Source organism: Kumtagia ephedrae, from assembly GCF_003012745.1.
GTDB classification, from domain to species: Bacteria; Pseudomonadota; Alphaproteobacteria; order Rhizobiales; family Rhizobiaceae; genus Kumtagia; species Kumtagia ephedrae.
The window spans coordinates 1-22,500 of record NZ_PXYK01000006.1; the positions used below are offsets into that span (position 1 = coordinate 1).

14 protein-coding genes are annotated in these 22,500 nt (G+C 65.8%); 2 read left to right on the forward strand and 12 right to left on the reverse strand.

Annotated features, from left to right (window positions below; all coding sequences use genetic code 11):
• Positions 1-177 precede the first annotated feature (177 nt).
• From C7I84_RS07485 to C7I84_RS07545, 12 genes are all read right to left on the reverse strand, one after another.
• Complete coding sequence (locus tag C7I84_RS07485; RefSeq protein WP_106771550.1) at positions 178-1,101, reverse strand: ABC transporter permease subunit; 924 nt, start codon at positions 1,099-1,101, stop codon at positions 178-180.
• A gap of 57 nt (positions 1,102-1,158) precedes the next feature.
• On the reverse strand, positions 1,159-2,757 hold the full coding sequence (locus tag C7I84_RS07490) for a peptide ABC transporter substrate-binding protein (RefSeq protein ID WP_106771779.1): 1,599 nt from the start codon (positions 2,755-2,757) through the stop codon (positions 1,159-1,161).
• Between the two features lie 377 nt (positions 2,758-3,134).
• Positions 3,135-4,760, reverse strand: coding sequence for a beta-galactosidase BglA (bglA, locus tag C7I84_RS07495; RefSeq protein ID WP_106771551.1), 1,626 nt, complete (start codon positions 4,758-4,760; stop codon positions 3,135-3,137).
• Complete coding sequence (gene glgX / locus C7I84_RS07500) at positions 4,757-6,742, reverse strand: glycogen debranching protein GlgX (protein ID WP_106771552.1); 1,986 nt, start codon at positions 6,740-6,742, stop codon at positions 4,757-4,759. Before glgX ends, bglA begins: the two co-directional genes overlap by 4 nt.
• A 268-nt stretch (positions 6,743-7,010) precedes the next feature.
• Entirely contained in the window at positions 7,011-8,636 is a 1,626-nt protein-coding gene (locus C7I84_RS07510) for an alpha-D-glucose phosphate-specific phosphoglucomutase (RefSeq protein WP_106771554.1), read from the reverse strand.
• A 2-nt stretch (positions 8,637-8,638) separates the two neighbouring features.
• Positions 8,639-10,084, reverse strand: a complete 1,446-nt coding sequence (glgA, locus tag C7I84_RS07515; RefSeq protein WP_106771555.1) for a glycogen synthase GlgA — start codon at positions 10,082-10,084, stop codon at positions 8,639-8,641.
• 118 nt (positions 10,085-10,202) lie between these two features.
• A complete protein-coding gene (glgC, locus tag C7I84_RS07520) occupies positions 10,203-11,465 on the reverse strand; it encodes a glucose-1-phosphate adenylyltransferase (RefSeq protein ID WP_106771556.1) in 1,263 nt (420 codons plus the stop codon).
• 13 nt (positions 11,466-11,478) lie between these two features.
• Entirely contained in the window at positions 11,479-13,692 is a 2,214-nt protein-coding gene (gene glgB, locus C7I84_RS07525) for a 1,4-alpha-glucan branching protein GlgB (RefSeq protein ID WP_106771557.1), read from the reverse strand.
• 59 nt (positions 13,693-13,751) lie between these two features.
• Positions 13,752-16,199, reverse strand: a complete 2,448-nt coding sequence (locus tag C7I84_RS07530) for a glycogen/starch/alpha-glucan phosphorylase (protein ID WP_106771558.1) — start codon at positions 16,197-16,199, stop codon at positions 13,752-13,754.
• 292 nt (positions 16,200-16,491) lie between these two features.
• On the reverse strand, positions 16,492-17,274 hold the full coding sequence (locus tag C7I84_RS07535) for an ATP-binding cassette domain-containing protein (RefSeq protein ID WP_106771559.1): 783 nt from the start codon (positions 17,272-17,274) through the stop codon (positions 16,492-16,494).
• Positions 17,274-18,332, reverse strand: a complete 1,059-nt coding sequence (locus C7I84_RS07540; protein ID WP_106771560.1) for an ABC transporter permease — start codon at positions 18,330-18,332, stop codon at positions 17,274-17,276. Before C7I84_RS07540 ends, C7I84_RS07535 begins: the two co-directional genes overlap by 1 nt.
• A 323-nt stretch (positions 18,333-18,655) precedes the next feature.
• On the reverse strand, positions 18,656-19,633 hold the full coding sequence (locus C7I84_RS07545) for a sugar ABC transporter substrate-binding protein (RefSeq protein WP_425351312.1): 978 nt from the start codon (positions 19,631-19,633) through the stop codon (positions 18,656-18,658).
• A gap of 259 nt (positions 19,634-19,892) precedes the next feature.
• Between C7I84_RS07545 and C7I84_RS07550 the strand changes: the two genes are divergently transcribed.
• Both C7I84_RS07550 and C7I84_RS07555 read left to right on the forward strand, forming a co-directional pair.
• Positions 19,893-21,119 (forward strand): ROK family transcriptional regulator, encoded by a 1,227-nt coding sequence (locus C7I84_RS07550; protein WP_245428345.1) that lies wholly within the window; start codon positions 19,893-19,895, stop codon positions 21,117-21,119.
• Between the two features lie 84 nt (positions 21,120-21,203).
• Positions 21,204-22,127 (forward strand): carbohydrate kinase family protein, encoded by a 924-nt coding sequence (locus C7I84_RS07555; protein WP_106771561.1) that lies wholly within the window; start codon positions 21,204-21,206, stop codon positions 22,125-22,127.
• The last annotated feature ends 373 nt before the right edge of the window (positions 22,128-22,500 follow it).

Genomic DNA, 22,500 nt, shown 5'->3' on the forward strand with positions numbered 1-22,500 from the left:
TGTTCGAGCGCCGCCACATCGCCGCCATCGAACGCCCGCCGCCCGTCAATCCGAGCCATAGAAGACCCCGATGCTCGCCAAACCAGATGGCTTTCCACTATGCATGACTTTCCCCGGACAGCCCTGCGTTTACGGGGGAGGGGGACCACGCGAAGCGTGGTGGAGGGGGCACGCGCGTCAGTCATAACGCACCCGCGGGTCGACGACGGCGTAGAGGATGTCGACGATCAGGTTGAACAGGATGGTGAAGATGGCAATCACCACCACCGTTCCCATGACCAGCGTGTAGTCGCGGTTGAGCGCCGCATCGACGAAATAGCGGCCGACCCCGGGCACTGCAAAGATCGTCTCGACGATGATCGAGCCGGTGAGGAGCGCGGCTGCCGCCGGTCCGGCGTAGGAGACGATCGGCAGGAGCGCGCCGCGCAGCGCGTGCCGCACCACCACCGACCATTCCGAGAGGCCTAGCGCGCGGGCGGTGCGGATGTGGTGCGAGCGCAGCGATTCGATCATCGAGCCACGCATCAGCCGGGCAACGATGGCGATCTGCGGCAGTGCCAATGTGATGGTCGGGCCGATGCGGTTGAGGAAGGCGCCGTCGTTCCAGCCGCCGATCGGCAGCAGGCTCCAGGTGAGGCCGAACAGGAGCTGGATGACCGGCGCGACGACGAAGGTGGGGATAGTGCTGCCGGCCGTCGCGGTGGCGATCACGGCGTAGTCCGCCACTCTATTCTGATTGAGTGCCGCAATGATGCCGAGCACCGATCCGATCACCAGCGCCAGCGCCAGCGCGGAGGCGCCGAGCTGGATCGAGATCGGCAGGCCGTTGGCGAACAATTCACCGACGGTGAAATCGGGCAGGTTGTAGCTGGGGCCGAAATTGCCCTGCAGCAGGTTCTTCAGATAGTTGAGATATTGCAGCCAGAGCGGGTCGTTCAGGCCGAACTGGGCTTCCAGGTTCGCCTTGATCTCCGGCAGCAGCCCACGCTCCTGGTTGAACGGCCCGCCGGGCGCCACGCGGATCAGGAAGAACGCCAGCGTCACGATGACGAACAGCGTCGGAATCGCGGTGAGCAGGCGCCTGAGCACGTAGAGAAGCATGGACGCTCCTTCAGCAGAGAGCGGCCGCCGCACTCAGCGGAGCGGCGGCCGGCGACGCTATTCCGTCTTGCTGATGAAGCGGCTCGGATGGATGTCCATCACGTTGGGGCTGTAGCCCTGCAGCTTGGCCGACACGAGGTTCTTGTAGCTGTAATAGAGCAGCGGCAGAAAACCCTGATCGTCGATCAGGACCCGCTCGGCCGCGGCCAGTTCCTTCATGCGCTCCTCCGGCTTGCCGCCGGCGGCGGCAGCCTTGTCCATCAGTTCCTCGAATTTGGGGCTGTCGTAGAGCGAGTAGTTGTTGCCGCTCGCCTTGCGGGCCACGCCGAGGAAGCTTTCCGGGTCCTTGTAGTCGGCGATCCAGCCGACACGGGCGGTATCGTAGTCGCCCTTCTGCTCGAGGAAGGCGTAGTGGGTCTTGGTGTCGGTGTTGAGCAGCGTCACGTCGACGCCGAGCGGCTTCAACTGCTCCTGGATGGCGATGGCGGTGTTCTTGTGGTTCTCCGATGTGTTGTAGCGGATCTCCATCTTGAGCGGCTTCTCGGGCGTATAGCCGAGCTTCTCGAGGATCTTCTTGGCCTCGTCCTCACGGTCGATCTGCGACATCTCGGCGAACTTCGCCAGTTCCGGCGTGTAGCCCTCGATGCCGGGCGGCACCAGCGAGTAGCTGGGGATCATCGAGTTCTGCCAGACCTTTTCGGCCAGGAAGTCGCGGTCGATGGCCATGGATATGGCGTTGCGCAGCTCGACGTTGGTCCACGGCTCCTTGTCCCACTTCATCGCGTAGTAGTAGGAGCCGAGATAGGGGCCGAACTTGAGCTGATCGCCGAACTTGGCCTTCAGGTCGGCCATCTGCTCGGTCGGTATGTCGTCGTTGAACTCGATCTCGCCGGCCTCGAAGCGCTTGATGGCCGTCGAGCGGTCCTCGGTCGGGATGTAGTTCACCGCGTCGAGCTTGACGGTGTCGGCGGCGTGGAAATTCTCGTTCCTGACCAGCTTGATGTGGTCGTTGGGCACGAATTCGGCGAGCTTGAAGGCACCGTTGGAGACGAGATTGCCGGGCTTGATCCAGTCGGCGCCGAGCTTTTCGATCGACGCCTTGTTGACCGGATAGGTCGACTGGTGCGTCAGCATTTCGAGGAAATAGGGCGTCGGCGCCTTCAGCGTCACCTCGAAGGTGGAGGGGTCGATCGCCTTTACGGCGAGCTCTTCCGGCTTCATCTTGCCGGTATTCACTTCCTCGCCGTTCTTCACGACGTAGAGCATCGAGGCATATTCGGCGCCCGTCGCCGGGTCCTCGAGGCGGCGGAAGGAATAGACGAAATCCTCGGCCGTGACCGGCGAGCCGTCCGACCATTTGCCGTCCGGGCGCAGCTTGAAGGTGTAGACGAGGCCGTCGTCGGAGACCGTCCAGCTTTCGGCGGCGCCGGGGATCATCTCGGCGTTCTGGTCCTGCATCACCAGGCCTTCGAACAGGTCGCGCAGGATGTTGGCCTCATAGACGGTAGAGGTCTTGTGCGGGTCGAGCGATTCCGGATCGGCCGAGTTGCCGCGGTTGAACACCATCTCGGCATAGGCAGGCGTGGCGTAATAGGTTCCGCCAGCCGAAACCAGCGCGACGGCAAACACCGTCGCCTTGAGGAAATTGCGCATCATCATGGTTCGGTCTCCCAACTCGGTCGAAGCCCCTCAGCGACGACTTTGCCTCGTTGCGCAGGGTTATCCCGGCGCGGTTGACGCGGCTCGGCTGTTCCCGAAGCCGCTCCTGTGGCGCCGACAGTAGCACCCGCAACCGCCAATTCAACCGGGCGTCGGTTCACCCAAAGTAAGCTGCCGCTTTGTCGCCGGTACCCCCACCCCTAACCCCTCCCCTCAAGGGGAGGGGAATCTTGCGGCCACCATGCCGAGCGAAATCGCCGACGATAGGCGCTTGGCAGAGACGCAAGCCAAGATCCCCCCTTGTGGGGAGGGGTTGGGGGTAGGCTGCCATGCGGTTGCCCCACCGGTCACGAGGGGAAACGTCCCGCGTGCGTTTATTCCACCCGCCCGACAAAGACGCCCAGCGGCGGCAGAAGCAGGTTGGTCCCGTCGAGCCGCCCCGCCGCGCCGGGAAAGCCGAGCGCGGCCGCGCCCGTGGTTTCACGCGCCAGCGGTACGGCCGTCTCGGCATCGGCAAAATTGAAGGCGCACAGCAGCCGCTCGTTGCCGTGCTCGCGCAAGAACATCAGCACGTCGGCCGGCGCGTCGAGCAACGCGATCGAGCCTTTCACCAGCGCCGACTGGCCGCGCCGGAAGGCCAGCACCTCGCGGTAGCGGGCGAGCACTGATGCTGCCGCGCCGTCCTGACAGTCGACGGCGCGCTCGCGATGCGCATCCGGCACCGGCAGCCACGGCTTTCCCGTGGTGAAGCCGCCAGCCGGCGCCTGCGCCTGCCAGGGCATCGGCGTGCGGCAGCCGTCGCGTCCCTTGAAACCCGGCCAGAAGCGGATGCCGTAGGGATCGCGAAGGTCCTCGAAGGCAAGCTCGGCCTCCTCCAGCCCGAGTTCCTCGCCCTGATAGATGCAGATCGAGCCGCGCAGGCAGGCGAGCAGGGAAATCGCGAACTTCGCCGTCTCATCCGGAGAGTCGCCCGGCTTGGTCCAGCGAGTCACATGGCGGATGACGTCGTGGTTGGAAAAGGCCCAGCAGATCCAGCCGTCGGTCACGGCGGCCTCGAAGGCGTTTATGCATTTCTTGACGTAGGCGGCGGAGAAATCCGGGCCGAGCAGGTCGAAGGTGTAGCTCATGTCGAGCTTGTCGCCGCCGCCGGTATAGGCGGCCACCGTCTTCAGCGAGCGTTTGCCGTCGCCCACCTCCCCCACCGAGGTGCGCTCGCGATACTCGTCGAGCAGCGCCCGGAAGCGCCTGAGGAAGACGAGATTCTCCGGCCGCGTCTTGTCGTAGAGGTGGTCCTGGTACTCGTAGGGGTTGGTCTGCTTCGCCTTGGCCGCGGCGCTCAGCTTCAGCGGCGGGTTGTCGCGCAGTTTCCGGTCGTGGACGTAGAAGTTCACGGTGTCGAGGCGAAAACCGTCGACGCCGCGTTCCAGCCAGAATCTTACGCTCGCCAGCAGGGCATCCTGCACCTCGGGATTGTGGAAGTTGAGGTCGGGCTGGGCGGCGAGGAAGTTGTGCAGGTAATACTGTTTTCGTACCGAATCCCATTCCCAGGCCGGGCCGCCGAAGATCGACAGCCAGTTGTTGGGTGCCGAGCCGTCGGGCTTCGGGTCGGCCCAGACATACCAGTCGGCCTTCGGGTTTTGCCGGCTGGCGCGGCTCTCGAGAAACCAGGGGTGGCGGTCGGAAGTGTGCGACAGCACCTGGTCGATGATGATCCTGAGGCCGAGCCGGTGCGCCTCGGCGATCATGGCGTCGAAATCGTCGAGCGTGCCGAACATCGGGTCGACGGCGCAGTAGTCTGAGACGTCGTAGCCCATGTCGGCCATGGGCGACTTGAAGAAAGGCGACAGCCAGACCGCGTCGACGCCGAGCGAGGCGATGTGGCCGAGCCGCCGGGCGATGCCCTTGAGGTCGCCGCTGCCGTCGCCGGTGCTGTCCTGGTAGGAGCGCGGATAGACCTGGTAGATCGCCGCGCCGCGCCACCAGTCGGATTTTTGCGTCATTCGGCGGTCTCCATGAGGCAGAGGCAGGCGCGGCCGGGCACCAGAAGCGGGTTTTGCCCGCTGTCGTCGGGGCCTGGCATGAGGTTCTTCCAGCGGAAGCCGGGCCGCTGCGGCAGCGCGACGCTGGAGGCGCGACGGTCGCCATTGACGACGACGGCGACGCGAAAGCCGTCGGGACCGGCCAGCGCCATGGTCAGTCGGAAGCGGCCGGGATCGGTCCAGTCCTGTTCCGTCATCGGCGCGCCGGCTTCGGTCAGCCATGCGACGTCGGGAAAGCCGGCCGAGGTCGGCTCGCCGGTCAGGAACGTGCCGTCGCGCAGGACCGGCAACCGCTCGCGGATCGCGGACAGCGCGCAGGCGTAGCTTTCCAGTTCGCGGTCGCGGCCGGCCCAGTCGAGCCAGGTGGTCGCATTGTCTTGTGCATAGGCGTTGTTGTTGCCGTGCTGCGTGCGGCCGAACTCGTCGCCGGCCGTCAGCATGATGGTGCCGCGCGAGAAGAAAAGGGTGGCGAGCAGGCCCATCAGGTCGCGGCGGCGCTCGCCGGCGATGCCGGGATCGGCGGTGTCGCCCTCGACGCCGTTATTCCAGGAAAAATTCTCGTGGTGGCCGTCGCGGTTCTGCTCGCCATTGGCCTCGTTGTGCTTGCGCTCATAGGCGACGAGGTCGGCGAGCGGGAAGCCGTCATGGGCGGCGAGGAAGTTGACCGTGCGGGTCGCCGCGCCAGAAAAAATGTCCGACGAGCCGGCGAGCCGGGTCGCCAGTTGGCCGACCATGCCGCGGTCGCGGCGCCAGAAGCGCCTGACATCGTCGCGGAAGCGGTCGTTCCATTCGAGGAAGGGTGTGGGGAATTTTCCGAGCTGATAACCGTCCGGGCCGATGTCCCAGGGCTCGGCGATCATCACGCGGTCCTTGAGCACGGCATCTTCAGTCAACGCCCGTAGCAGGGGCGCGTCGGGGTCGAAGCCCCCGCTGGTCCGTCCCAGCACCGGCGCGAGATCGAAGCGGAAGCCGTCGACGCCGGCATGCAGGACGAAATGGCGGAGCGAATCCAGCACCAGCCGCGCCACCGCGGGGTGGTCGCAGGCGAGCGTGTTGCCGGTGCCGGTGTCGTTGACCAGCCGGCCGGGTTCGCCGGGCGCGTGGCGGTAGTAGGCGCGGTTGTCCAGGCCGCGCAGCGACAGCGTCGGGCCGAGCGCGTCGCTCTCGCCGGTGTGGTTGAAGACGAGGTCGAGGATGACGCCGATGCCGGCATCGCGCAGCGCCCCCACCGTATCGCGCAGCTCGACGATCCCGCCCGGCGCGATGCGCGGATCGAGCGCCATGAAGGACACCGGGTTGTAGCCCCAGGCGTTGGTCAGCCCGAGCGGCGGCAGATGGCGCTCGTCGATCCAGGCCGTCACCGGCATCAGCTCGACCGCGGAAACGTTCAACCTGCGCAGGTGCTCGATCACCGCCGGATGGGCGAGCGCCGCGATCGTGCCGCGTTGCGCCTCGGGGACATCGGGGTGCAATTTGGTGAAGGCCCGCACCTGGACCTCGTAGATCAGGCCGCCCGGCGAAAACAGCGGCGGTTTCGGCATTGCCGGCTCGGTCAGGTCGGTCACCACCGCCTTCGGCATCAGCGGCGCCGTGTCGTCCCCTGCCCCGCGCCGTTCCGCCAGTCGCGCGTCATAGGCATAGGGCATGTCGATCGCGACCGCATAAGGGTCCATCAGGAGCTTGTCGGGATCGAACCAGAGACCCTGCTCCGGCGCATAAGGCCCGTCGGCGCGAAAACCGTAGCGCATGCCGTCGCGAATACCGGGAACACTGGTCGAGAACACGCCACTGGGTTCCCGCACCATCTCGACGCGCCGGGTCGCGGCGCTGCTCTCCTCTTCGAACAGGCAGAGCCACATGCGCTCCGCGGCCCCCGACCAGACGGCGAAATCGGTTCCGGAGGCGATGACCGATGCACCGAGGCGAGGTGTCGCTGCGGTCATCTGTTGTCGGGATGGCGAACAGGCGGCGGAGGAAGAAAGCTGGCAGCCGTGAAGGCCGATCTCCCCCCTCGTGGGGGAGATGTCCGGCAGGACAGAGGGGGGCGCGAAGGAGCACGGTTATAGCCGGCTGCAGTCGCTCGGATCTGGCCGCAACGCAAGCGCCTGCGGAGATGCATCATGCTCATCCGGGACGGCGCTTTACGTTGCCCTCCTCTGTCCCGCCGGACATCTCCCGCGCAAGGGGGGAGTTCGACCTTCATGTCCACCATCACGTGATCACGCTAGGCTTCTGCCGCCCCGTATGGCTGCGGATGCCGGCGACGTCGTCGGCGGCGGCGATCAGGTCGGCCAGCGCCTGCTGCGTGTCGAGGTCGAACCGGTCCTTCTCGTAGCGCTCGACATAGAGCCGCAGCGTCGCGCCCGAGGTGCCGGTACCGGAAAGCCGGATGACGAAACGCGAACCGCCTTCGAACAGCACGCGGATGCCCTGGTTCTTCGAGACCGAGCCGTCGACCGGATCGTGATAGGCGAAGTCGTCCGCCGCCTCGACGGTGAGGCCCCGTACCTTGGTACCCGGCAGCGACGGCAGTTTCGCGCGCAGCTCCGACACCAGCCGGTTGGCGGCGTCGGACTCCACCTCCTCGTAGTCGTGGCGCGAATAGTAGTTGCGGCCGTAGGTCGCCCAGTGCTTTTCCGCGATCGCCTTGGCGCTCTCCTTGCGGACGGCGAGAATGTTCAGCCACAGCAGAACGGCCCAAAGACCGTCCTTCTCGCGCACATGGTCGGAGCCGGTGCCGGCGCTCTCCTCGCCGCAGATGGTCGCCATGCCGGCGTCGAGCAGGTTGCCGAAGAACTTCCAGCCGGTCGGCGTCTCGTAGATGCCGACGCCCAGCGCCTCGGCCACCCGGTCGGCGGCGGCGCTGGTCGGCATGGAGCGGGCGATGCCCTTCAGCCCCGCCTCGTAGCCCGGCGCCAGACGGGCGTTGGCGGCGAGCATCGCCAGCGAGTCCGACGGCGTGATGAAGATGCCCTTGCCGATGATCAGGTTGCGGTCGCCGTCGCCGTCGGAGGCGGCGCCGAAATCCGGCGCGTCCGGCCCCATCATCTCGTCATAGAGATGTTTTGCGTGGACGAGGTTGGGATCGGGATGGTGGCCGCCGAAATCCGGCAGCGGCACGAAATTGCGGGCCGTTCCTTTCGGCGCGCCCAGCCGGTTCTCGAGTATCTCCTTGGCGTACGGACCGGTCACCGCATGCATGGCGTCGAAACGCATGCGGAAGCCGCCGGCAAACATCGCGCGGATCGCGTCGAAGTCGAACAGCGTCTCCATCAATTCTGCATAGTCCTCGACAGGATCGATCACCTCGACCGTCATGCCGCCCGCCTGGACGGTGCCGATCCGGTCGATGTCGACCTCGGCCATGTCCGCAATCTTGTAGCTCGTTATCGCCTTGGTGCGGGCGAAGATCGCGTCGGTGATCTTTTCAGGCGCCGGCCCACCATTGCCGATGTTGTATTTTATGCCGAAGTCCTCGTGCGGGCCGCCGGGATTGTGGCTGGCCGACAGCACCAGCCCGCCAAAGGCCATGTATTTGCGGATGATGTGGGAAGCCGCCGGCGTGGACAGGATGCCGCCCTTGCCGACGATGACCTTGCCGAAGCCGTTGGCTGCGGCGATGGCAATCGCCTTCTGGATCACCTCGCGGTTGTAGTAGCGGCCGTCGCCGCCGATCACCAGGGCCTTGCCGGAAAAGCCGTCGAGCGAATCGAACACCGACTGGATGAAGTTCTCCGCATAGTTCTTCTGCTGGAACACCGGCACTTTCTTGCGCAGCCCCGAGGTTCCCGGCTTCTGGTCGTCATAGGGTGTCGTCTCGACCGTCCTGATGGTCATGGTCAGGCCGCCTTTCTTGCCAGCAGTGATTTGTACAGCCCGGCATATTTCGCCGCGCTCCCGTCCCAGGAGACGTCGGCCTTCATGCCCTGTTTCTGGATCGTGCTCCAGACCGCCTTGTCGGCATGGAGCGCAATCATCCGGCGCACGGCGTGCAGCAACGCGGCGCCGCTTTCCGGCGCGAATTGCAGGCCGGTGGCGACGCCCGCCGAAACCGCCGCCTCGTTGGCGTCGATGATGGTGTCGGCCAGCCCGCCGGTGCGCGCCACCAGCGGCACGCAGCCGTAGCGAAGCCCGTAGAGCTGGGTGAGGCCGCAGGGCTCGAAGCGCGACGGGATGACGATGCCGTCGCAGCCGCCCTGCATGACATGCGACAGCGCCTCGTCATAGCCCACGACCACGCCGACCCGGCCGGGATGGCGGGCGGCGGCGGCATGCAGCGCGCCTTCCAGCCCGGCATCGCCGGAGCCCAGCACCGCAAGGCGCGCGCCGGCGGCGACGATCTCGTCGAGCACGGCCGCCAGCACGTCCATGCCCTTCTGCCAGGTCAGCCGGCTGACCACGCAGATCAGCGGGCTGTCGTCGCGGTCGAGGCCGAAGCGCTGCTCCACCACACGCCGGTTCGGCTTGCGCGCCGCCAGCGTCGTGCGGGTGTAGCGGGAGGCGAGATGCGGGTCGGCGGCGGGGTTCCAGATGTCGACATCGATGCCGTTGACGATGCCGTGGAGGTCGGCGGCGCGGCTGTTGACCAGCCCGTCGAGCCCCATGCCGAATTGCGGCGTCCGGATCTCCTGCGCATAGGTGGGGCTCACCGTCGTGATTGCCCAGGCCGCTTGCAGACCGGCCTTGAGGAAGCCGACGCCGCCGTAATATTCGACGCCGTCCAGAGCCATGGCCCGCGGCGGCAGGCCGAGCTCCGAAAAGATCGCGGCGCCGAACTGGCCCTGGAAGGCGAGATTGTGGACGGTGATGACCGACGGCACGCCGACCGCATCGCCGAAGCGCATATAGGCCAGCGTCATCGCCGCCTGCCAGTCATGCACATGGACGATGTCCGGCCGGTAGCCGGTCAGCGCGCCGGCGGCGATGTCGGCACCGACATGGCTGAGGGCGGCGAAGCGCCGCCAGTTGTCCGGCCAGTCCTTGCCGCCGGCGTCGCCATAGGGACCGCCGACGCGGTCGAACAGATGCGGCGCTTCCAGCACTAGCAGGTCGAGCTCGCCGACGCGCGCGGCATGGACCGCCGCCTTGCCGCCATGCAGGCCGGCATACTGATGCACCGGCTTCTTCTTTTTGAAGGCCGCCATCACCACCGGATATCCAGGCACCAGGGTGCGCGTCGCCACGCCGTGTTTGGCGAGCGCGACCGGCAGCGCACCGGTCACGTCGGCAAGGCCGCCGGTCTTGATCAGCGGGAAGATTTCCGGCGTGACGGCAAGGACCTGCATTCGTCAGCGTCTCCAGCGCAAGCGCAGGGGACAGTTTACTTCTTTCCGCTCGCGCCCACTTTGAAGCGCTTCGGCCTTTCTGCGGAAAGAAAGTAACCTGTCCCCGGCGGTCAACCTCTTACCCCAGCCGGTCGATCATCGTCTGCGTGATCAGGCAGATGCCCTTCTCGGTGACGCGGAAGCGTGCGCGGTCATGTTCGATATCCTCGCCGACCACCAGCCCCTCGGGAACGATCACGCCGTGATCCAGAACGCAGCGCCGGAGCCGGGCGGAGCGACCCACGACGCAGTCGGGCAGCATCACCACCTCCTCCAGCGAGGAATAGGAGCTGATGCGTGCGCCGGTGAAGATGAGGCTGCGCCGGAGCGACGCGCCGGAGATGATGCAGTCGCCGGCGATCAGCGACGACACCGCCATGCCGCGCCGGCTCTCGTCGTCATGCACGAATTTGGCCGGCGGCTTCAGCTCCGAATAGGTCCAGATCGGCCAGTCGCGGTCGTAGAGGTCGAGCTCCGGCGTCACGTCGGTCAGGTCGATGTTGGCCTCCCAATAGGCGTCGACCGTACCGACGTCGCGCCAATAGGCCTCGCGCTCCATGGAGGAGCGCACGCAGGACTTGGTAAAGCGGTGCGCCACCGCTTTGCCGTGCCGGACGATGTAGGGGATGATGTCCTTGCCGAAGTCGCGGCTGGAGCTCGGCTCGGCGGCGTCGCGGCGCAGCTGCTCGATCAGGAATTTCGTCTTGAACACGTAGATGCCCATCGAGGCCAGCGCATAGTCCGGCCTGTCCGGTATGCCGGGCGGGTCGGACGGTTTCTCGACGAAGGCGATGATGTTGTCCTTCTCGTCGACATGCATGACGCCGAAGCCGGTCGCCTCCATGCGCGGCACCTCCAGGCAGCCGATGGTCACGTCGGCGCCGGCGTCGACGTGCTGGCGCAGCATCAGCTCGTAGTCCATCTTGTAGATGTGGTCGCCGGCCAGGATGATCATGTATTCCGGGCCGTAGGGCTCGATGATGTCAACGTTCTGGAACACCGCATCGGCGGTGCCCTCGTACCACTGCGTCTCCGACACGCGCTGGCTGGCCGGCAGGATGTCGAAACTTTCGTTGCGCTCCGGCCTGAGGAAGTTCCAGCCGCGCTGCAGGTGACGGATCAGCGAATGCGCCTTGTACTGCGTCGCCACCGCCAGGCGGCGGATGCCGGAATTCAGCGCATTGGACAAGGCGAAGTCGATGATACGCGTCTTGCCGCCGAAATAGACCGCCGGCTTGGCGCGCCGGTCGGTCAGTTCGGCAAGGCGACTGCCGCGGCCGCCGGCCAGCACATAGGCCATGGCGTCGCGCGCAAGCGGCTGGTTCCTTTTGAGCTCCACCATCTGTTCCTCCCCTTCATTCGCCCGCGAATTCGAGCATGATCGTCGCCAGCGGCGGCAACAGCATCGTCGCCGCCGGTCCCCCCTCTTCCTGTCGAGCAAGGACGGCGCCGCCATTGCCCCTGCCCGAGCCGCCATAGTCGGCGGCGTCCGTGTTGATGATCTCGCGCCAGGTGCCGGCCTTCGGCATCGGCACGCGGTAGTTCTCGCGCTGCACAGGCGTGAAGTTGCAGACAACCACGACCGGCTCGTGGCCCGGCGCCGAGCGCTCCCAGGCGAAGACCGAGTTCGCGCGGTCGTCGACGATCAGCCAGCGAAAACCCTCCGGCTCGCAGTCGCGCAAATGCAAGACCGGCCTTGAGCGGTAGAGCCGGTTGAGGTCGCGCACCGTGGCGCGCACGCCGCGGTGTGGGGCGTGGTCGAGCAGGAACCAGTCGAGCGCCCTCTCCTCGCTCCATTCGCCGCGCTGCGCGAATTCCTGGCCCATGAACAGCAGCTTCTTGCCGGGATAACCCCACATGAACGCGTAGTAGGCGCGCAGCGTTGCGAATTTCTGCCAGTCGTCGCCGGCCATTTTCGACAGCAGCGTGCCTTTTCCATGAACGACCTCGTCATGAGAGAGCGGCAGCACGAAATTCTCGCTGAAGGCGTAGACCAGGCCGAAGGTGATCTGGTCGTGATGGTGCTTCCTGTGGATCGCCTCCTTGGAGAAATACTCCAGCGTGTCGTGCATGAAGCCCATGTTCCACTTGAAGCCGAAGCCGAGCCCGCCCTCATGGACCGGCTGCGACACCTTCGGCCAGGAGGTCGATTCCTCGGCGATGGTGACGACGCCGGGATGGTTGCCGTAGACGGCTGTGTTCATGGCCTGGAGGAATTTTACCGCCTCCAGGTTTTCCCGCCCGCCCTTCTCGTTGGGAATCCATTCGCCCTGCTTGCGCGAATAGTCGAGGTAGAGCATCGATGCCACCGCATCGACGCGCAGCCCGTCGAGATGGAATTTTTCCGCCCAGTAGAGGGCGTTGTTGACGAGGAAGGAGACGACCTCGCGGCGGCCGAAATTGTAGATCGCCGTGTTCCAGTCGGGGTGAAACCCCTTGCGCGGGTCGGCGTGCTCGTAGAGCGCGGTGCCGTCGAACCAGGCGAGCCCGTGCGCGTCGACCGGAAAATGCGCCGGCACCCAGTCGAGGATGACGCCGATGCCGGCCCGGTGGGCGCCATCGACGAAGCGCGCGAACCCCTCCTGGTCGCCGAAGCGCGAAGTCGGCGCGTAGAGGCCGGTGGTTTGGTAGCCCCAGGACGGGTCGTAGGGATGCTCGGTGATTGGCAGAAATTCGATATGGGTGAAGCCGGTGTCGGCGGCATAGGGAATCAGCCGCTCCGCCAGTTCGTCCCAGGACAGGAAGGCGCCGTCGTCGCGGCGCTGCCACGAGCCGGCATGCACCTCGTAGATCGACATCGGCTGACGCCGCGCATCGGCGGCGCGCCAGAAGGAGCGGTGCGCCTCGTCGCCCCATCGGTGCGCCAGCGGCGCGGTGGTGACGGAGGCGGTCGCCGGACGCAGCTCGGAATGGAAAGCGAAGGGATCGGCCTTCAGCGGCAGCCGCTCGCCCTTCGGGCCGATGATCTCGTATTTGTAGGCGCGCCAGGCGCCGATGTCCGGCAGGAAAATCTCCCAGATGCCGGTGTCCTGGCGGAACCGCATGGGATGGCGGCGCCCGTCCCAGTCGTTGAAGTCGCCGACCACCGAGACCCGCCGGGCGTTCGGCGCCCAGACGGCGAAATGCACGCCCGGCGCGCCCTCATGGTCGATCAGATGCGCGCCGAGCTTGTCGAACAGCCTGAGATGCGTGCCCTCGGCGATGTAGTAGTCGTCCATGGGCCCGAGCACGGGCCCGAAGGAGAAAGGATCGGCCAGCCACCAGTCGCCGCCGGCGTTGCGGGCGTGATACCGGAGCGGCTGACGCTTGCGGAGCGACAGCTTGCCCTCGAAGAAGCCGTCGTCGTGGCGGCGCGACAGTTCGCCGGCCTTTTTTCCCGCGAGCGTGTAGGCGGTGACGGCTTCGGCATGCGGGATGAAGCAGCGCGCCACGAGACCCGCTCCGCATTGCTGCACGCCGAGGACGGCGAAGGCGTCGCCATGCGTGCCGGCAACGATCGCCGCCACGTCCCCCTGGTCGGCCGCGACCGACGGTGTCGGGGACGTGGCGAGCCGGCGCGCCTGCTTCATCGTGCGATCTTCCTCCCTTGGGCAGAGGCTGCTCTGGCGGCAGCTTTCCCGAAATCACGTCACAGGGGAACCCCCCAGATTTCTTCGGCATACTGGCGGATGGTGCGGTCCGACGAGAACCAGCCGACCCGCGCCACGTTGCGGATCGCCCTGGCGTACCAGTCCGGGCTGTCTTGCCAGACGGCGTCGACCTGCCGCTGCGCGTCGGCATAGGCATCGAAGTCCGCCGCCACCATGAACCAGTCGCTCTGGTAGATGCCGTCGATCAGCCCGCGGTAGCGGCCGGGCTCCTCGGGCGAGAAGACGCCGGAGGAAATCGCCGACAGCGCCTGCGCCAGCTCCGGCGATTTCTCGATCACCTCGCGCGGCTGATAGCCGTCGGCGCGGCGGCTCGCCACCTCGTCGGCCTTGAGGCCGAAGATGAAGATGTTGTCGTCGCCGACGCACTCCTTGATCTCGACATTGGCGCCGTCGAGCGTGCCGATGGTGAGTGCGCCGTTCAGCGCGAATTTCATGTTGCCGGTGCCGGAGGCCTCCATGCCGGCGGTGGAGATCTGCTCGGACAGGTCGGCCGCCGGCATCATGATCTCGGCCAGGCTGACATTGTAGTTCGGCATGAACACGACCTTGAGCAGGCCGCGCACCGCCGGGTCGCGGTTGATCACACGCGCCACGTCGTTGGCTAGCTTTATGATCAGCTTGGCGTTGTGATAGCTCGGCGCCGCCTTGCCGCCGAAGAATTTCACGCGGGGCGCCCAGTCGCGCTCGGGATGCGAGCGGATCTGGTCGTAGAGCGCCACGGCCTCGACGATATTGAGCAATTGCCGCTTGTATTCGTGGATGCGCTTGATCTGGATGTCGAACAGCGCCGAGGGATCGACGCGGATGCCTAGCCGCTCGGCGGTGACGGCCGCCAGCCGCTCCTTATTGGCCCGCTTCACCGCCGCGAATTTCTCGCGGAAGGCGGCGTCCCCGGCAAAATCGTCCAGCTCCTTCAGCGCCTCGACATTGTCGAGGAATGTGTCGCCGATGGTCTCGCGGATCAGCGACGTCAGGCCCTGGTTGCTCTGGAACAGCCAGCGCCGCGGCGTGATGCCGTTGGTCTTGTTGTTGATGCGGTCGGGATAGAGCCTATGGAGGTCGGCGAACACCGTCTCCTTCATCAGCTCCGTGTGCAGCGCCGACACACCGTTGATCGAGTGCGAGCCGACGAAAGCGAGATTGCCCATGCGCACGCGCCGGTCACCATCCTCCTGGATCAGCGAGATGCGGCGGATCTGGTCTTCGCCGAAGCGGCCGACGGCGCGGGCCTCCAGGAGCACTTCCGCGTTGATGGCGTAGATGATCTGCATGTGGCGCGGCAGCAGCCGCTCGAACAGCCGCACCGGCCAGCTTTCCAGCGCCTCCGGCAGCAGCGTGTGGTTGGTGTAGGCGAAGGTTCCTCTGGTGATCTTCCACGCCTTGTCGAAGTCGAGGCCGTGGATGTCCATCAACAGCCGCATCAGCTCGGCCACCGCGATCGCCGGATGCGTGTCGTTCAAATGGACGGCAGCCTTCTCGGGCAGCAGCGACAGGTCGCCATAGGCGCTGACGTGGCGCTGCAAAATGTCCTGCAGCGAGGCGGCGGAGAAAAAATACTCCTGGCGCAGCCGCAGCTCCTGCCCGGCCTCGCTGGAATCGGCGGGATAGAGCACGCGCGACAGCGCGTCCGCCTTGTTGCTCTCGGCAAGCGCGCCGATATGGTCGCCGGCGTTGAAGCGGCTGAGCAGGATCGGATCGACCGGAAAGCCCGACCACAGGCGCAGCGTGTTCACCCGGTTGCCGCGCCAGCCGACCACGGGCGTGTCGTAGGCCACCGCCAGCACCCGCTCCTGCGGCTTCCAGACGTGCCGCTCCAGCCGGCCCGACTTGTCGGTGATCGATTCCACCGCGCCGCCGAAGCCGATCTCGAAGGCGCGCTCGCGCCGCTCGAACTCCCACGGATTGCCGTGGTCGAGCCAGGTCTCCGGCAGCTCGACCTGCCAGCCGTCATGAATCTCCTGGCGGAACATGCCGTTGACGTAGCGGATGCCGTAGCCGTGGCCGGGCACGCCGACGGTCGCCATACTCTCCATGAAGCAGGCGGCGAGGCGCCCGAGGCCGCCATTGCCGAGGGCTGCGTCCGGCTCCAGCGTGGCGATCAGGTCGATGTCGACGCCGAGGCTAGCGAGTGCCGTGCGCATGTCGTCCATCAGGCCGATGTTGGAGAAGGCGTCGCGCATCAGCCGGCCGATCAGGAATTCGAGCGACAGGTAGTAGACGCGCTTCTTGCCGTGCTCGTAGGTCTCTTTCGTGGATTCGATCCACTGGTCGATGATGCGGTCGCGCACCGCCTTGATCGCTGCCGTCAGCCAGTCATGGGGCGTGGCCACGGACGGGTCCTTGCCGACGCGGTAGCGCAGCACGTTCAAAATGTCGGCTGCCAGGGATTTCGGGTCGGACTGCAAGGTCGGGAGTTCCGGTGCCATCACGCTCAACTGAATGCCCCACGGCTTGGCGCCCGCTCGTCGCCGAGCGCCAGTGATCGGCTACCTCCCGCTTCTATGCTATCCAAAACCACGGGAAGTACAATCGATTAGAACAAGCGATGTTTTTGCTTTCGCAACAACATCGCGCAGGGCGTTTTACCGCTACTTCGCACAGCGAGTATGACGCGCCGGCCTGCAAGGCTTTTGTTTCGAAGCCCGGCCTCTCCCGCCGCTACCTGCTCCAGCACCCCTCACAGGCCGGTGAAGAGCTCCGAGGTCCATGCCGGCTGTCTCACGCCGCCAGCGCCGGCTCGGGTGGCGCCTTGGCGCCGGTCATGAAGGCTACGGCGTCGGACATGGTGTATTCCTTCGGATCGATCACCACCAGCCGGCGGCCGAGCCGGTGGATGTGGATGCGGTCGGCCACCTCGAACACATGCGGCATGTTGTGCGAGATCAGCACGATCGGCAGGCCGCGGCGCTTCACGTCGAGGATGAGTTCGAGCACGCGGCGCGATTCCTTGACGCCCAGCGCCGCCGTCGGCTCGTCCATGATCACCACCTTGGAGCCGAAGGCGGCGGCGCGCGCCACCGCCACGCCTTGGCGCTGGCCGCCCGACAGCGTCTCCACCGCCTGGCCGATGTTCTGGATGGTCATCAGGCCGAGCTCCGAAAGCTTGTCGCGGGCGTGTTTCTCCATCGCCCGACGATCGAGCATGCGGAACCAGCTGCCGAGCACGCCGGGCTTGCGGATCTCGCGCCCCAGGAACATGTTATCGGCTATCGACAACGCCGGCGACAGCGCGAGGTTCTGGTAGACGGTCTCTATGCCGGCTTCCCGCGCCCGCATCGGCGACGAAAAGTGCACCGGCTTGCCCTCGAGGGTGATCTCCCCTTCGTCCGGCAGGATCGCACCGGAGATGGCCTTGATCATCGACGATTTGCCGGCGCCGTTGTCGCCGATGACGGCAAGGATCTCGCCTGGATACAGGTCGAAATCGGCATGATCGAGCGCGGTGACGCGACCATAGCGCTTGACTAGGCCGCGACACGTCAGAATCGGTTCCCGCACCATCAGCCTGCAACCCTTCTGATCCATTGATCGACAGCGACCGCCATGATGATCAGCACGCCGATCATCATGTAGGTGTATTGAGGATCGGTGCCGATCATGCGCAGGCCCAGCGAGAACAGCCCGACGATCAAGGCACCGAAAATCATGCCCAGGATCGAGCCACGTCCGCCAAACAGCGAAATGCCCCCGATCACCACCGCAGTCACCGACTCTATGTTGGCGAACGCGCCGGAGGTCGGCGAAATGGCGCCGACGCGACCGATCAGCACCCAGCCGCCGAAGGCGCAAATGATTCCGGCGAGCGTGTAGACGGAAAGCAAAATGCGGCTGGTACGTACGCCCGCGAGCTCCGCCGCGTCCGGATCGTCGCCCACGGCATACACGTGACGGCCCCAGGCGGTGTGGTTGAGCACGTACCACAAGATCAGGACCAGCAGTACCATGGCGAGGACGCCGTAGGTCAGCACCGCGCCGCCGAAACGGATGTCGTTGGCGAAAAACTTCAGGATCGGGGCATGCGCATCGATGTCCTGGGAGCGGATGGTCTCGTTGGCCGAATAGATGAAATTGATGGCCAGAATGATCTGCCAGGTGCCCAGGGTAACGATAAACGGCGGCAGCCTCATCCTTGAGACGAGCGCGCCGTTCACCCAGCCGCACAAGGCGCCGACCCCGATGCCGCAAAGGATCGAAATGGCGGGCGGCAGACCATAGCGGAACGTGAACTGCCCCATCACGACGGACGTCAGGACGAGGATCGCGCCCACAGAAAGATCGATGCCCGCCGTGAGTATGACCAATGTCTGCGCGGCCCCGATGATGCCGGTGATGGCCACCTGCTGCAGGATAAGCGTCAGCGTGAAGGGCGAGAACAGCTTGCTGCCAAGCAACAAGCCGAAGATCAGCAACGAGACGACCAGAACAATCAGCGGAACCGCGGCTGGATTGGCGTGCAGGAAGTTCTGGATGCGGCGCAGGCCGGTATCATGAACGTCGAATGAGGCGACCGTCTTATCACCCCCGTCGAGAGTGGTCTCGAATTCCTGTACTTGAGCCATGTCTTCTCCCCATGGCGCGCGAATCAATCGCGCGGACCAAGACTGCCGCGTCTGCAATTCTTGACAGGCTGTTGCCCAGTTACGGCGGCTGCCTCATCGTCCGTTGAAACAGACGGGGGATCAAGTCCCCCGTCGACCATATGGCCGGCGATGGCTATGAGCGTTCGATCCTCGAAACTCCCGCGAATTCCGGATTTGCTACGGGCAAATCCGGATATCACCGTTCGAAGCCCGTCGCTTCCGCCATCGCTACGACTTCGGGCGTTCGACGCTTGAAAAGCCCATTTCGTGACTTCTTACCGGCGCTGAAGCGCCCGCGCCTCTCATCCCCAGCACTTTTCCAGACCCGTCTTGGTGTCGATCGAATCGACGCCCGCGGCCGGCTTATCGGTGATGAGCGTGACGCCGGTGTCGAAGAAGTCCTTGCCGTCGGTCGCCTTCGGCTTGTCGCCGCTGTCAGCAAATTTCTTGATCGCCTCGATACCCATCGAGGCCATCAGCAGAGGATACTGCTGCGAGGTCGCGCCGATAATGCCTTCCGCGACGTTCTTGACGCCCGGGCACCCTCCGTCGACCGAAACGATCAGCACGTCGTTCTCCTTGCCGACGGACTTCAGCGCCTGATAGGCGCCTGCAGCGGCGGGCTCGTTGATCGTGTGGATCACGTTGATGTTCGGGTTCTGCTGCAGCAGGTTCTCCATGGCGCGCAGGCCGCCCTGCTCGTTGCCGTCAGTGAAGTCGTGGCCCGCGATGCGCGCATCGTCCTCGTCGCCGATCCTGTTGGGGTCCTTGACGTCGATGCCGAAGCCTTCCTGGAAGCCCTGGTCGCGCAGCACGTCGACCGTCGGGTAGGACGGGTTGATGTTCAGGAAGCCGATAACGGCATCCTTGGCCTTGTCGCCCATCGTCGCCGCGGCCCATTTGCCGATCAGGCGTCCGGCTTCGCGGTTGTCCGTGGCGAAAGTCATGTCGGCTTCGGTGATGGGTTCGAGCGGCGTGTCGAGAGCGATCACAAGGACGCCGGCCGCGCGCGCCTTCTGCACCGAAGGCACGATCGCCTTGGTGTCGGATGGTGTCAGCAGGATGCCCTTGGCGCCGTCGGCGATGCACGTCTCGATCGCGGCGACCTGGCTTTCATTGTCGCCGTCGATCTTGCCGGCATAGGACTTCAGCTCGACGCCGAGTTCCTGCGCCTTTGCGGTTGCGCCTTCCTTCATCTTCACGAAGAATGGGTTGCTGTCCGTCTTGGTTATCAGGCATGCGGCGATGCCGGCGGCGGAAGCCGACGACGCGAATGCCATCAGGCCGACGGCCGCGGCGGCGAATACGGATGTCTTCAGATAAGCGGTTCTCTTCACGATAGTCCTCCCAGTGGAAAAACACCACGCGCCCAGGCCGGACGCAGCGGCGAGATCGGGCGCCTCCTGCCCCGCTCGCGGCATCAGGAAATCAGGAAGCCGCACACCTGTCAATAATTAAATCACTCTGATTTATTATTGACAGGTGCTGTTTCGCGCGCCAATCTGCCAGGCAAAACATGCAGCCTGAGGGAGGAGACGGGTGGAGACCGGCGGCACCAGGCTGGGCTTCCAGGAAGCCGGCGCAAGCCGCTTCCAGTTGGGCACCAACCAAAGCGGGATGCGGGCGCACAACGAGCGCCTAGTGCTGTCGCTGGTGCGCCAGCACGGCAGCCTCGCCAAGTCCGACATCGCCCGCATGACCATGCTGTCGGCGCAGACCGTGTCGGTCATCATGCGCGAGCTGGAGCAGGACGGGCTGCTGGTGAAGGAGGAGCCGATCCGCGGCAAGATCGGCCAGCCGTCGATCCCGATGTCGCTCAATCCGGAAGGCGCCTTCTTCCTCGGCCTCAAGATCGGGCGGCGGAGCGCCGAGCTGGTGCTGATCGACTTCGTCGGCACGGTGCGCGGCATGCTGCACAGCTCCTATCTCTATCCCGCACCGAAGGAGACTGTGGCCTTCGTGCGCAACGGCATCGCCTCGCTGCGCCAAACCCTGTCCGCCGAGCAGGATCGGCGGATCGCCGGGCTCGGTATCGCCATGCCGTTCGAGCTGTGGAACTGGGCCGACACGGTCGGCGCGCCGCGCGGGGCCATGGACCAATGGCGCAGCCTCGACATCCGCGCCGAGATCCAGACCGATTTCGCCTTCCCCATCTATCTGCAGAACGATGCGACCTCGGCCTGCGGCGCCGAGCTGGTGTTCGGACGCAGCGGCAATCTGCGCGACTTCGTCTATTTCTACATCGGCGCCTTCGCCGGCGGCGGCGTGGTGCTCGACGGCAAGCTCTATCGCGGCCCCACCGGCAATGCCGGCGCGCTCGGCTCGATGCCGGTGATCGGCCCGGACGGCCGGCCGGCGCAGCTGATCGACGTCGCCTCGATCGCCATCCTGGAAAAGGCGCTGAAGGCCGGCGGCCGCGACGCCTCGCATCTGTGGACCTCGCCCGAGGACTGGGGCGAGGTCGGTCCCGAACTCGACGCCTGGATCGACGGGTCGGGCACGGCGCTCGCCTATGCCATCGCATCGGCTTCGGCGGTGATCGACTTCGAGGCGGCGGTTATCGACGGCTGGATGCCGGCCTCCGTCAGGGCGAGGCTGGTGGAGGCGGTCGCCGTCGCGCTGGTGAAGATCGACGTCGAGGGCCTCGACATTCCGAGGGTGCGTGAAGGCACCGTCGGCATCCACGCACGCGCGCTCGGCGGCGCCAGCCTGCCGCTGTCGGAACGTTTTCTGCTCGGCGGAGCCGCGTCGTCGCGCGAGACATGAGCGCGACGTCCCGATTGCCGCGCGAGGACCGCGCTTGTATGGCGGCACCCGCATGTTCATCCACTGCCCTGGGGGAATCCCGATATGATCGTCTGCTGCGGTGAAGCGCTGATCGACATGCTGCCCAGGGAGAGCAGCGCGGGCGAGCCGTCCTTCGCGCCCTATGTCGGCGGCGCCGTCTTCAATACGGCGATCGCGCTCGGCCGGCTCGACCTGCCGGTCGGCTTCTTCACCGGCATCTCCACCGATTTTTTCGGCGGCATGCTGCGCGAGGCGCTGGCCGCCAGCAGCGTCGGCCTCGACCTCGTCAAATTCTCGGAGCGGCCGACCACGCTCGCCTTCGTGCGGCTGGTCGACGGGCACGCCAGCTATCTCTTCTACGACGAGAACACCGCCGGCCGCATGCTGTTCGAGCAAGACCTGCCGGCGATCGGGCCGGAGGTCGAGGCGATGCATTTCTCCTGCATCAGCCTGATTCCGGAACCCTGCGGCTCGACCTACGAGGCGCTGATGCGGCGCGAGCACAACAACCGGGTGATGATGTTCGACCCCAACATCCGCGAGAACTTCATCGCCGACAAGCCGTCGCATCTGGCGCGCATGAAGCGCATGCTGGCGATGGCCGACATCGTGAAGCTGTCGGACGAGGATCTCGACTGGTTCGGCGAAAGCGGCCACGTCGAGGACATCGCCGCGCGCTGGCTGGAACTCGGGCCGAAGCTGATGGTGGTGACCAGGGGCGGCAAGGGCGCCCTCGCCTTCACCAGGCGCCACGCCGTGTCGGTTCCCGCCGTACCGGTGACCGTCGTCGACACGGTGGGTGCAGGCGACACCGTCAATGCCGGCATTCTGGCGTCGCTGCGCGACCAGGGCCTGCTGACCAAGGCCGCACTGGCCGAGCTTTCCGAGGAGCAGATCCGGGCGGTGCTCAGCTTCAGCGGCCGGGCCGCCGCCATCACCGTGTCGCGCGCCGGCGCCAACCCGCCCTGGCGGGCGGAGGTGGGATAGCGGGGACCCTGCACTCGCGCTGCGGGTTGTTTCGATCCTTGCCGCGGCGAGCACACCCGGCCGTTTCACGACCTCGCCCTTGCCGCGACAAGACTAGGCACCCGCATCGGCGCTTTCCGTGCCAAGTTCCCCCTCTCCGTCTCGGGCTTCGCCCTCGACACCTCTCCCCCACTCCGTGGGGGCGAGGAACCCAGGCTCGAGAAGCGCCGTCCGCGCGGCAGCGGTTCCTCGCCCCCGCAGGGGGAGAGGTGTCGAGGGCGAAGCCCGAGACGGAGAAGGGGAAGCGCCGGGGACGATTTATTTTTTCGGCCCGCACCTACCTTGGAGCCGCGATGCGGGCCGGGTTCCGCTGCTGCATATGCGATTTGACCCG

Excerpts from the sequence above, each read along its gene's own strand:
- C7I84_RS07490 (WP_106771779.1), bottom strand. The coding sequence starts at position 2,757 with ATGATGCGCAATTTCCTCAAGGCGACGGTGTTTGCCGTCGCGCTGGTT.
- C7I84_RS07555 (WP_106771561.1), top strand. The coding sequence starts at position 21,204 with ATGATCGTCTGCTGCGGTGAAGCGCTGATCGACATGCTGCCCAGGGAG.
- C7I84_RS07510 (WP_106771554.1), bottom strand. The coding sequence starts at position 8,636 with ATGACCATCAGGACGGTCGAGACGACACCCTATGACGACCAGAAGCCG.
- glgX (WP_106771552.1), bottom strand. The coding sequence starts at position 6,742 with ATGACCGCAGCGACACCTCGCCTCGGTGCATCGGTCATCGCCTCCGGA.
- C7I84_RS07545 (WP_425351312.1), bottom strand. The coding sequence starts at position 19,633 with ATGGCATTCGCGTCGTCGGCTTCCGCCGCCGGCATCGCCGCATGCCTG.
- C7I84_RS07485 (WP_106771550.1), bottom strand. The coding sequence starts at position 1,101 with ATGCTTCTCTACGTGCTCAGGCGCCTGCTCACCGCGATTCCGACGCTG.
- C7I84_RS07535 (WP_106771559.1), bottom strand. The coding sequence starts at position 17,274 with ATGGTGCGGGAACCGATTCTGACGTGTCGCGGCCTAGTCAAGCGCTAT.
- glgA (WP_106771555.1), bottom strand. The coding sequence starts at position 10,084 with ATGCAGGTCCTTGCCGTCACGCCGGAAATCTTCCCGCTGATCAAGACC.
- C7I84_RS07530 (WP_106771558.1), bottom strand. The coding sequence starts at position 16,199 with ATGGCACCGGAACTCCCGACCTTGCAGTCCGACCCGAAATCCCTGGCA.
- glgB (WP_106771557.1), bottom strand. The coding sequence starts at position 13,692 with ATGAAGCAGGCGCGCCGGCTCGCCACGTCCCCGACACCGTCGGTCGCG.
- glgC (WP_106771556.1), bottom strand. The coding sequence starts at position 11,465 with ATGGTGGAGCTCAAAAGGAACCAGCCGCTTGCGCGCGACGCCATGGCC.
- bglA (WP_106771551.1), bottom strand. The coding sequence starts at position 4,760 with ATGACGCAAAAATCCGACTGGTGGCGCGGCGCGGCGATCTACCAGGTC.
- C7I84_RS07540 (WP_106771560.1), bottom strand. The coding sequence starts at position 18,332 with ATGGCTCAAGTACAGGAATTCGAGACCACTCTCGACGGGGGTGATAAG.